This is a genomic window from Polaribacter sp. (assembly GCF_049276715.1).
Taxonomy (GTDB): Bacteria; Bacteroidota; Bacteroidia; order Flavobacteriales; family Flavobacteriaceae; genus Polaribacter.
The window spans coordinates 155,520-167,117 of the sequence record NZ_JBASWY010000046.1 but is presented as its reverse complement, the minus strand read 5'-3'; the positions used below and the strand labels follow the sequence as shown (position 1 = coordinate 167,117).

At 29.0% G+C, this 11,598-nt stretch carries 12 protein-coding genes; 6 read left to right on the top strand and 6 right to left on the bottom strand.

Going from position 1 to position 11,598, the window contains the following annotated elements; genetic code table 11:
• The 6 genes from WAO74_RS13035 to WAO74_RS13010 all read right to left on the bottom strand — a co-directional run.
• A partial coding sequence (locus WAO74_RS13035; RefSeq protein WP_422162690.1) for a hypothetical protein occupies positions 1-1,083 on the bottom strand: 1,083 nt, incomplete at its 3' end.
• Positions 1,084-1,266: 183 nt separating this feature from the next.
• On the bottom strand, positions 1,267-1,653 hold the full coding sequence (locus tag WAO74_RS13030; protein WP_422162689.1) for a hypothetical protein: 387 nt from the start codon (positions 1,651-1,653) through the stop codon (positions 1,267-1,269).
• A 4-nt stretch (positions 1,654-1,657) separates the two neighbouring features.
• A complete protein-coding gene (locus tag WAO74_RS13025) occupies positions 1,658-1,948 on the bottom strand; it encodes a helix-turn-helix domain-containing protein (RefSeq protein WP_422162688.1) in 291 nt (96 codons plus the stop codon).
• A gap of 416 nt (positions 1,949-2,364) precedes the next feature.
• The gene (locus WAO74_RS13020) at positions 2,365-3,660 is read right to left on the bottom strand and encodes a tyrosine-type recombinase/integrase (protein ID WP_422162687.1); all 1,296 of its coding nucleotides are present in this window, start codon (positions 3,658-3,660) and stop codon (positions 2,365-2,367) included.
• Between the two features lie 454 nt (positions 3,661-4,114).
• Entirely contained in the window at positions 4,115-6,013 is a 1,899-nt protein-coding gene (locus tag WAO74_RS13015; protein WP_422162686.1) for an amidophosphoribosyltransferase, read from the bottom strand.
• A gap of 65 nt (positions 6,014-6,078) precedes the next feature.
• On the bottom strand, positions 6,079-7,005 hold the full coding sequence (locus WAO74_RS13010; protein ID WP_422162685.1) for a PfkB family carbohydrate kinase: 927 nt from the start codon (positions 7,003-7,005) through the stop codon (positions 6,079-6,081).
• Positions 7,006-7,078: 73 nt separating this feature from the next.
• Between WAO74_RS13010 and WAO74_RS13005 the strand changes: the two genes are divergently transcribed.
• The 6 genes from WAO74_RS13005 to WAO74_RS12980 all read left to right on the top strand — a co-directional run bounded on the left by WAO74_RS13005 (position 7,079) and on the right by WAO74_RS12980 (position 11,570).
• Positions 7,079-7,504 carry a SufE family protein gene (locus WAO74_RS13005; protein ID WP_422162684.1) on the top strand — a complete coding sequence of 142 codons (426 nt, stop codon included), beginning with the start codon at positions 7,079-7,081 and terminating at the stop codon, positions 7,502-7,504.
• Position 7,505: 1 nt separating this feature from the next.
• Positions 7,506-7,826: a DUF59 domain-containing protein gene (locus WAO74_RS13000; RefSeq protein ID WP_422162683.1), complete on the top strand. Its 321-nt coding sequence runs from the start codon at positions 7,506-7,508 to the stop codon at positions 7,824-7,826.
• A 62-nt stretch (positions 7,827-7,888) separates the two neighbouring features.
• Positions 7,889-8,395, top strand: coding sequence for a DUF2480 family protein (locus WAO74_RS12995; RefSeq protein ID WP_422162682.1), 507 nt, complete (start codon positions 7,889-7,891; stop codon positions 8,393-8,395).
• Between the two features lie 49 nt (positions 8,396-8,444).
• Positions 8,445-9,311 (top strand): DUF3078 domain-containing protein, encoded by an 867-nt coding sequence (locus WAO74_RS12990; RefSeq protein WP_422162681.1) that lies wholly within the window; start codon positions 8,445-8,447, stop codon positions 9,309-9,311.
• 152 nt (positions 9,312-9,463) lie between these two features.
• Positions 9,464-10,369: a DUF3078 domain-containing protein gene (locus WAO74_RS12985; protein ID WP_422162680.1), complete on the top strand. Its 906-nt coding sequence runs from the start codon at positions 9,464-9,466 to the stop codon at positions 10,367-10,369.
• An 85-nt stretch (positions 10,370-10,454) separates the two neighbouring features.
• Positions 10,455-11,570 carry a CNNM domain-containing protein gene (locus tag WAO74_RS12980; RefSeq protein WP_422162679.1) on the top strand — a complete coding sequence of 372 codons (1,116 nt, stop codon included), beginning with the start codon at positions 10,455-10,457 and terminating at the stop codon, positions 11,568-11,570.
• The last annotated feature ends 28 nt before the right edge of the window (positions 11,571-11,598 follow it).

Below are 11,598 nucleotides of genomic sequence, written 5' to 3'. Positions count from 1 at the left end.
ACTTAAAAGATTGTTGTTATATTTATTTCTAATATTATGTGCAATTTCTTTAATCTGTATTTTGTGGTTTGCTTCAATCCATTTAACAGATAAGTATTTACTCTTTACCTCCAAAAATACCTTTTTATCTGTTTTATAGTAATACTTCAATCCTGTATGAGATAATAAAAAACTATTGCTTTTTTGCATTGAAATATTTAACCCTGTAATCAAACAAAAACGCCTATTTATATCTTGTTTATCATTAGTACAAACACCCTTTTTTAACCCTATATATAAAGGGTTAATTTCGGAGGTTTCCATATTTAGAAAATCAACTTTAGAACTACTCAATCTTGAGATTTGATTTTTAAAATTATCACTATCATTTTTTATCATTTTGTTGAGGTTGTTTCTATGATATTTTAACTTATCATAACTCAAACGTTCCCACCAATTTACGTTGGTATATTTGTCCTCGTATTTTGTGCCTTTTACCGTATTAAAATCACAATAAAGAACATTACTCCACTCCTTTAATAAGTCTTGTTTAAAGTTGCTTAAACCATAGTTTAACAGGTCTTTTAATGTGTAGATTCCTTTATCGTTTAACTCAACCATTTTGCGCCACTTTTTTTCTATGCGCATTATATCATTTTCAATTTGAAAACCTTTATTTGTGTAGTGGGTTTTCTTATCATATATTTTTATAAAATGCCTTTGATTTGTTGCTTGTATATAGTTGCCCTCATCACTTGTATAAACCCATTTAATATCATTAGTTTTATACTTTATACAGGCTTTTAAGATTTGTTTTGTACTTACAGGAGGGTTTATATTTACTCCAATTTCTAATTGTCTTAAAGTGCAAAAAGAAATATCAATATTAAATAAATATTCCAACTCATTAACAACTTTGTAAACCTCACCTATGCCAAAATCATTAAAATTATGCGCCCCATTATTCCAGTATTTATGTAAACTCCCCTCAATAGTTAAACGCCTATAATTTGTTTTTTCTGTTGGTTCATATATCTTGAATTCCAAACCTCTATAATAGGCACTTTTATAAGAATTAAACTCACCTGTTTTAGTATTTATCAATAGCAAAAAGTCAAGTAGAGGGTTATGCTCGATTAAATCGATATTTATATTCTTAACATATATTTTTATAAAGTCAATCAATAAAAAAGTAGAGTAAATTTATTGTACAGTTGTAAATTCAACAAAACATTATCAAATAAATAAAAGAGGGTTTTTACACCCTCTTAATACTTGATTGAAACGTTAGTATATTAATTGTAAAACGTTATCTAAATTGCTTGTATAGTAGTTCTTAAAGCAATAAACTGTTAAACTATTTGCACCCTCTGAAAACTTAATAAGAAGTAGGTTTTTTTTCATATCAATATCACCCTTAAATAAGTTTGATATTGAAGTTTTAAACAACCCTGTTAAGTTTCTTTTATTCCATTTATTATTGGTTTGTGTATTCAACCAATACAAAGGATTTGACTTTGCAAAACCCCTATCTTTACTAATCTTAATTAGATTTGTAAGATTGTCGTTATCATTATTTTGATTAACAAGTTCAAAATGTTTTGTAGTACTGTACTTACCTACATTTATTTCCTTATAAATATAGATACTTGGTTTCGGTATTTTGGTTGCCATACAATTAGTTTTTAAGTTTAACTATTGCACTTTCAACCTCTTTACGTTTAAAGAAAACACGCCCTCCAATTTGATATGCAGAAATAATTCCTTTGCACTTCCAATTGTGAATTGTTGATTCGTTTACTCCTAACCATTTTGCAACCCCTGAACGACTTATATATTCGTTTGGTTCATCAGGTTTAAAATGTTCCTTAAACTCCTTAAATTGTTGTTTTACGCCCTCAATTATTGAGGTTTGTAGTTGTTCAGGCGTTACCTGAATAAATTGTACTGTTCTTGCAGTATCACTCATAATTTATTAATTTTATGAGTTTACACAGTAAAAAAATAAGTCCTTTGAATATTGATGAGTTAAAATACTTCTTAAAAATATATTTAAAATCAAAATATATAATTATCTTTGTAGAAGTTTTACGAAACTATTATTATTAAGTACGTCGTCGAAAATATACTTAATAAGACAATAAACAAGGGTTTATGCTTTAAAAGTGTAAACCTTTTGTTATTCTACAAATATAATGCACATTATTAAATTGAACTTTATTTTCATTACCAAGTTATCAACTATTTAAAAAACTTAAAACACTTATTTTAAGTTACTTATGTTTTTGAGTAAATTTATAAAAAGTTAAATTCTTGAAAAACAACAACTTAAATGCGTAAATTGTTAATAACTATGTTTTAACAAACTGATAAACAGTATTTTAACTACCTATTTACCACATTCAAAACAGTTTCTTTACGTTCCTTTAGTTCTTTAGTCTTATAGAAGTCTAAAAATTTATCCAAATGGTCGTCATTGTTTTGATTGATATATTCTAAAAATGTAGATTCTTTTTTATGCCCTGTTACCCTCATAATAATAGGAGTAGGTATTTTATTATAATGCAAAGTTGCAAAGGTTCTGCGCCCTGTATGAGTAGAGATATATTCAAATTTAAGTCTTAATTTCTTTTCGTTTCTATTGGTTTCTTTATTTCTTTTTTTACCCATAACCAACTCGTTAATTTCTGCAAGTTCACAAATTGTTTTAATATGCTTATTCAGTTTTTGAGTAGATATTTTATAAGGTAAACCTTGCTCGTATATTTCTTTTACAGGAGGTAAAACAGGAATAGTGATATTTTGATTTACTTTTTTTTGTTTAATTGTAATAATTAAATCCTTACCGTAAAAATGAAAATTTTCTTTTTTAATTCTATCAAGTAAAGCACCTCCCCTCTGACCAGTAAAACAAGCAAGTATTAACCATTTTCTTGCGTTTATCAATGATTCATTAGTAATCGTTAAATCTTTTATTCTATGAATTTCGTTTAATGATAAAGTTATTACATTCATATCGTCATCATAAGTAGAAACCTTTTTAAACTTAATAGAGTGAAAATTTTCTGCAATAGTTGTAAATTCTGATGCAACCCTTACAACCTTTTGCAAATCTGTTAATAGTTTTATTGCTGAACTTGGACTATATTTTTTTATATCAAACAACCATATTTTAAAATCATTGAAACCGTTTTTATCCAAATCTTTTATATTGATTGTTTTATTATTTTGATATTCTGTAAACCTTTTTAATAAACTGTTATAGGCTTTTACTCTACTTTTACTCAAACCATAACCACCTTTTGTATTTTCCATTAAAGATGCGTTTTTAATGATATAGTCAATCCAGTAAGTAACTTTTGTTTGAGTTTTGTTTTCGTCTATTCTATTGAAAAAAACGTCTATATAATGTTCTAACCATTGTTTATTGATAGTATCATTTTTAATAACAGATTGGTTTAATTTATCTAAAATAAAAACCTTGAGTTTTATTAAGTCAGTCGTAATGTTCTTATTTGTTGACTTTGTTTGTTTAGGGAGTTTAGTATCTGTACTCCAATCTTTACTATTGATAAACAAACCTGTTTTTGTTCTTGGAGTAATACCTCTTTTTACTGATAACCTTAAATAAATTGGTGCAGTTTGTGAATTGCTTAAAACTTCAAATTTTATAGTTGCCATAATAATACTATTTAGATAATGTAAAAATATACAAAATCATTTAATTTGACAACGTTTTGACAACCAATTTACAACCTTTTTAATATTCATTAGATAAATTTAGACAACCTCAACAAGTTCTTTTTATTAATTATGTATTGATTTTAAAAGGCTTTATCAATCTTTATAAGGGTTTTTAAAAATCTAATATATAAGCATTTCGATTCCCACCTTGAGTACATAATAAAAAGCTGGAGTTTTAAACTCCAGCTTTTTATTTGGGTCAAACATAGGTGAGCCAAAGAATTAAACCAATTAACTAGTAGGTCAATGGAAGTTTTTAATAATAAAAGACCATATTTGAATCTTAATATGAAAATCTTCTAAATTTATATCCAAAAAAACCAGAGAAAATAAATCCACTGGCTTAATTTTAATTAATAATAATCTAAACCTATGTTTAGGCCGGCTTTATCTAATAAGCTCTTTTGTTATTACCTTCATAAAAGTTAATAAAAGCCTGGTTTACAACTCTCATTCCTCCAGGAGTTGGGTAATTTCCTGTAAAATACCAATCGCCTAAATTATCTGGACATGCTTTGTGCAAACCTTCTATAGATTGATAAATAACGTCTACTTCTGCTTTTATATCTTCTGTTTTTAGCATTTCTGCAATTTTAGCAGAAATTTCTTCGACAGAAAAAGCTTTGTAAATTTCTTTTACAAAGTTTATAATTTCTGCATCAGGTTTTCCATATTGTGCTTTGCACTTATTATAAACATCATCCACAATATGGTATTTATCATGATCTTTTAACAATTCAATTGCTGCTTTAAAAGCAATAAAATCCTCAATTCTAGCCATATCAATTCCATAACAATCTGGGTATCGAATTTGTGGAGCAGAAGAAACTACCACAATTTTCTTCGGATTTAATCTATCTAAAATCCTAATAATACTCTTTTTAAGTGTGGTTCCACGAACTATACTATCGTCTATAATAACTAAATTATCTGTTGGTTTTACAACTCCGTACGTAATATCGTAAACGTGTTCTACTAAATCATCACGTGAATTATCATCTGCAATAAACGTTCTTAATTTTGCATCTTTAATAGCAATTTTCTCAAAACGTGCTCTTTCTGATAAAATTTGAGTTACTTTTTCTGCTGATAAATTTTTACCCCCAGCTAAAATTTTCGCTGTCTTTTGCTTGTTAAGCAAATCTTCTGCAGCCTCTGTCATTCCGTAAAAAGAAGTTTCTGCTGTGTTTGGAATAAAGGAAAAAACGCTATTTGAAATATCAGAATTTATCGATTTTAAAATCTGTGGAAAAACGTATTTCCCTAAATTTTTACGCTCTTTATAAATACTTGCGTCACTTCCTCTAGAAAAATAAATACGTTCAAAAGAACAAGATTTTTTCTCTTTAGGCTCATTTACTTTCTTAATAAAAACTTTGCCACTTTTTTTAATAATTAATGCATGTCCTCTTTCTAGCTCTTGCACATCATCAATATCAACATTAAAAACCGTTTGAATTACAGGTCTTTCTGATGCAACTACTACAACTTCATCATCTTCATAAAAAAAAGTAGGTCTAATTCCATTTGGATCTCTTAATACAAACGCATCTCCATGACCAACCAAACCAGCCATTGCATAACCACCATCCCAATTTTTAGAAGATCTTTTTAAAACCTTTTTTAAGCTTAAATTTTCTTCTATATAAGGCGATGCATCTCTTTTATTAAAGCCTTTTTTCTTTGCTTGTTGATACAATTTACCAACTTCATCTTCTAAAAAATGCCCAATCTTTTCCATAACAGTTACAGTATCTGTAAACTCTTTTGGATGCTGACCTAATTCTACCAATTCTTGCAACATTTGGTTGGAATTTGTCATATTAAAATTCCCAGCTACAATTAAGTTTTTATGTTTCCAGTTGCTTTGACGTAAAAACGGGTGCACACTTTCAATGCTATTTTTACCAAAAGTTCCATAACGTACATGTCCCAGAAAAAGATTACCCACATAAGGCATGTTTTCTTCTTGCCAAGCAACATTGTCTTTTTTATCAGGATTTTCTTCAAAAACACCATTTATGCGTTCGTTTATTTGTGCAAAAACATCTTGTATGGGTTGTGTTTGATTCGATCGAACTCTGCTTATATATCTTGTTCCTGGCTGCACATTAAACTTAACACTTGCAAAACCAGCCCCATCTTGGCCACGATTGTGTTGCTTTTCCATTAATAAATACATTTTATTAATGCCGTAAAAAGCAGAACCATACTTGTCTTTATAAAACTGCAAAGGTTTTTTTAATCTCACTAATGCTATTCCACATTCGTGCTTAATTGCGTCACTCATTTACTTAGGTGTTATTTACTGTTTTATGTATAAAAAAATCCGCATTTTTACACGCGGATTTTCATTTATGATAACTCAATGTCGAATTGTGTTAAGTCTTTAAAAGCTTGTAAACGCTTTTTTACTTCAATATCTGTTAAATTTTGCATTCGTTCTGTACCAAATTTCTCTACGCAAAAAGAGGCCAAATTAGAACCATAAATAATGGCGTTTTTCATATTTTCAAAAGATACATCTTCTGTTTTTGCTAAATAACCACAAAAACCGCCTGCAAAAGTATCTCCTGCTCCTGTTGGATCAAAAACTTCAGCTAAAGGCAAAGCTGGTGCAAAAAACATTTTTCCTTCGTTAAACAACAAAGCTCCATGTTCTCCTTTTTTAATCACCACATATTTTGGCCCCATTTTATGAATTTTCTTTGCTGCGTTTACCAAAGAATATTCTCCAGAAAGTTGACGAGCTTCCTCATCATTAATCGTAATTACATCTACTCTTTTTAAAACAGTGTGTAAATCATTTAAAGCAATATCCATCCAAAAATTCATGGTATCCAAAACAACCAATTTTGGTCTTTTAGACATTTGATCTAAAACAGATGCCTGTGTTAAAGGGTGCAAATTACCTAACATTACAATGCTAGAATCTTTAAAACTCTCTGGAACAATTGGTTTAAAATTCTCTAAAACATTTAATTCTGTAATTAAAGTATCACGTGAATTCATATCATTATGATATTTACCACTCCAAAAAAACGTTTTTCCTTCTTTAATAATTTCTATTCCATCAGTATTAATTCCTTTAGAATTCATCATTTTTAAATAAGATTCTGGAAAATCTCCACCAACCACAGAAACCACACCTGTTTTTACACCAAATTGACTTGCTGCTAAACCTACAAAGGTTCCTGAACCTCCTAATATTTTATCAGTTTTACCAAAAGGTGTTTCAATTGCATCAAATGCTACAGTACCAACTGCTAATAATTTGCTCATTTCTTAATTTTAATCAGTAATTTTGCACAAGAATTGTACAAACAATTAAACAGCGCAAAAATAAGTTTTAAAAATGACTATCAAAGAAATACAAGAAGAAATTATTGATGAGTTTTCGATGTTTGATGATTGGATGGAACGTTATGAATACATTATAGAATTAGGAAAATCTCTACCAATTATTGATGAAAATTATAAATTAGATGAAAATTTAATTAAAGGTTGCCAATCTAAAGTTTGGTTGTATTCTGAATTAGAAAATGAAACCATAAAATATACTGCAGATAGCGATGCCATTTTAACCAAAGGTATTGTGGCTTTATTATTAAGAGTGTATTCTGGACAAAAACCTGCAGATATTTTAACCGCAGAAACTGGTTTTATTGATGAAATTGGCTTGAAAGAACACTTATCACCTACAAGAGCAAATGGGTTGGTTTCTATGGTAAAACAAATTAAAATGTATGCGATTGCGCAACAAACTAAATTAGCAAATTAAAATGACAGATAAAGAATTAGAAGAAATAGGCGATAAAATTATAAGAGTTTTAAAAACTATTTATGATCCTGAGATTCCTGTAGATATTTATGAATTAGGGTTAATTTACGATGTTTTTGTAAGTGATGAAAACAACGCAAAAATATTAATGACGTTAACATCACCTAATTGTCCTGTTGCAGAAAGTTTACCTAGAGATGTGGAAGACAAAGTAAAATCTTTAAAGGAAATTAATGACTGCGAAGTAGAAATTACTTTCGATCCTACTTGGACCTCAGAAATGATGAGCGAAGAAGCTAAGTTAGAATTAGGAATGCTTTAAGTAGTTATAAATGTTGAGTTTTGAGTGGTGACTGAAAACTTTGAAACTTTGAAACTAAAAAAATGGAAGAAATTATAAATAGAGTTGCAAACAGTAAACTTAAAACCTTCGATTTAGAAGAAATTTATCCTGAAGGAAAAAGAGTTTTATTCGATATAAAAGATTGGTTGTTTGAAGAAATTATCTTAAAAGAAAAGGACTTTAGAGAATTTGTTCAAAATCACAACTGGTCTCAATATAAAAATTCTTTTGTTGCTATTAATTGCTCTGTAGATGCAATTATTCCTTCTTGGGCTTTTATGTTAATTTCATCAGAATTAACGCCTTATGCCCACAAAATAGTTATTGGAGATTTAGAACTATTAGAAACTGTTATTTATCAAGAATTAATAAGTTTTTTAGATTTTAAAGATTTTGTAAATAAACCTGTAATTATAAAAGGTTGTGCAAATAAACCAATTCCAAATTCTGCCTATGCTTTTTTAATTGCAAAACTGCAACCCATAGCAAAAAGTATACTTTTTGGTGAAGCTTGCTCTACAGTTCCTCTTTATAAATCTAAAAAATAGTTTTATTTTTAATTAGATAATTTTATTTTTGCTCTTCTAAAATTACCAAATGAGAAGTTTGCTACTTCTTTTAATACTCATTTTTTCATCTACTTTTTATGCTCAAAAAAAGAAGAAAAAAGATACACTTCCAATTCCGAAGATGAAAATTCATGGAAGATTCGCTTTTGTGTTAAATCAGTCTTCATTTTCTAATTGGGTTGCTGGTGGCGAAAATACCATTGCTGGAGATATAAATATAAACTACGATTTTAACTACAAGAAAAAAAACATAAATTGGGATAGCAGACTTTTAACTGGTTATGGTTTAAGTCACATAAGTGCTAAAGGACTAAGAAAAACAAATGACAGATTTGAGTTTAATTCCCTTTTTGGATATAAAACCAAAAATTACTGGTTTTTCTCCTATTTCGTAAACTTTAAAACACAATATACCAAAGGATATAATTACAAAGTAGAGCCGAAAGAAGTAGTTTCTGACTTTTTATCTCCTGCTTATTTGAGTTTCGGGCCAGGAATGTTGTGGAAAAAATCTGACGATTTAAGTTTTAACTTCGCTCCTGCAACTGCAAGATATACTTTTGTAAATGATAATTTTTCGGGAAATTTTGGTGTAGAAGAAGGAAGAAATACAGCATTTAGCTTAGGTTTAAACTTTGCTGGCTATTACAAGTTTGATTTGATGGAAAACATTGAAGTAGAAAACATTTTAACATTATACTCAGATTATTTAGATGTAATTTTAAACATAGATTTAGAACATCAAACAAACATTCACTTTATTGTAAACAAATATGTAAAAATGAATTTTACAATAAATGTTATTGCAGATGATAATGCGAGTTCCAAAATACAATACAGACAATTATTTGGTTTAGGAGTAAACTATAGTTTTCATCAAAAAGTAACCTATTAGTATATATTGATTGCATTCAACCAATTAAAACAAAACTTAAAGCACTGTAAATCAGTATTAAATTACTTGTTTTAAAGTTACTCGTCTAAAAAATTTTAATTAAAAACGAAAAAAATATAAATTTGTACCGAAAATTTAAAAACTTATAGGTAATGAAAAAAATATTCATTTTATTAACGTTCATATTTGTAGGAATTTCTGCAAATGCACAAACAGCAGATGAATTAAAACAAGAATTAGCTTCTAAGAAAGATTCTATTTCTAAATTACAATCAAAAGCAAATGCTCTTCAAGGTAAAATAGATGCTCTTCCTGGTTGGAGAAAAGGTGCTTTTGGAACCATTGGTGCAAGTCTATCTGGCTTTAGCAATTGGTATGCAAGAACAGCTCCAAATACCTCTGCAGGAAATATTGGAATTACAATAAATGGATTTGCTAATTTACTTGAAGAAAAATTCTTTTGGAGAAACTCAGCAACTGTTAATTTAGGTTGGGTTAAAATAGATAACAAAGACGACCCAACTGATAGCGATGCTTTCGAAACTGCAACAGATGTTTTTACCATTTCTTCTTTGTATGGTAGAAAACTTAGCAGTAAGTGGGCAGTTTCTACTCTTGGAGAGTATAGAACTACCATTTTAGATAATTTTAACGATCCAGGTTATTTAGATATTGGTGCTGGTTTTACTTGGACTCCAACTAGCCACTTAGTTGTAGTAATGCACCCTGGAAACTACAATTTTGTTTTTAGTAGTGGAAATACTGTTTTTGAATCTTCTATGGGAGCAAAAATTGTGGCAGATTATACCAATAAATATGGAGGGTTAAATGTAAAATCTAACCTATCTATGTTCCAAAGTTATAAAGATGGTAATTTTTCTAACTGGACTTGGACCAACTCTTTTGGGTATACAATTTGGAATGGAATTGGTTTAGGTTTTGAGTTCGGTTTGCGTAATAACAGACAAGAAGCTGCAAACTTTCAGAATGTTGCTTTGGCAAATGCAGATAACAAATTACAATCTTACTGGTTATTTGGTTTAAGCTACAATTTCTAGAAATAAAAAAAGAAATAATTTTTAAGCCTCAAGAAATTCTTGAGGTTTTTTATTTTAGTTACTTTTGTATTTTAAATTTCTGTGAATGACACTATTAATTATTTGCGCTACAATTTCAATTTTTTTCTCATTTCTCTGCTCTATTCTAGAAGCTGTTTTGCTTAGCATTACTCCTACTTTTATCAACTTAAAAAAAAGCGAAGGTTTAGAATATGCTGAAATACTTGAAACTTTAAAAAAGGATGTAGACAAACCCCTAATTGCTATATTAACTATTAATACAATAGCACATACAGTTGGTGCAATTTTGGTAGGTGTACAGGCAAAAGTAGCCTATGCAGAAATGTATGGAACAGCAGAACAAACCATTTTTGGTTTTGCATTTACAGAAGATATTATGGTTGGAATTGTTTCGACTTTAATGACTGTTTTAATTTTAGTAGCCTCAGAAATTATACCAAAAACCATTGGTGCAACTTACTGGAAAGAGCTTGCAAGCTTTACTGCTACAGCATTAAATATTTTAATTTTTCCACTAAAATATACTGGTGTTTTATGGGCATTACAATTAACTACAAAATTAATTGGAGGTAAAGGTCATGGAAGTATTTTAAGTAGAGAAACCTTTTTAGTGATGACAGATATGGCTGAAAAAGATGGAGTTTTTAAAAAGAACGAAAGCAAGGTAATCAGGAATTTATTAGGTTTTAAAAACATAAAAGTTGCTGATGTAATGACCCCTAGATCTGTTTTAGAAATTGCTGATGAAAGCCAAACCATAGCTTCTTTTTACAACGAACATAAAAATTTACGTTTTTCTAGAATTCCTGTTTTTGCCGAAAATCCTGATGAAATTACAGGATATTTTCTAAAAGATAATTTATTAGAAGCCATGATAAATGAAAAAGGAAATGACACTTTAGCAAGCATCAAAAGAAATATTTTAATAACGAGTAGAGATTTATCGATTCCAGATTTATTTGATAAACTCATCAACGAAAAAGAACATATTGCTTTGGTAGTAGATGAATATGGCTCTGTTTCTGGCGTTGTTTCTCAAGAAGACGTTATAGAAACTTTACTAGGTTTAGAAATTATGGACGAAAGTGATTCTGTTGCAGATTTGCAAGCTTTGGCCAGAAAATCTTGGGAAAACAGAGCAAAACGTATGGGAATTATTGAAGATGGGAAAGAAGAATAAATTAAAAATTGTTTTTAGACATTCTTTG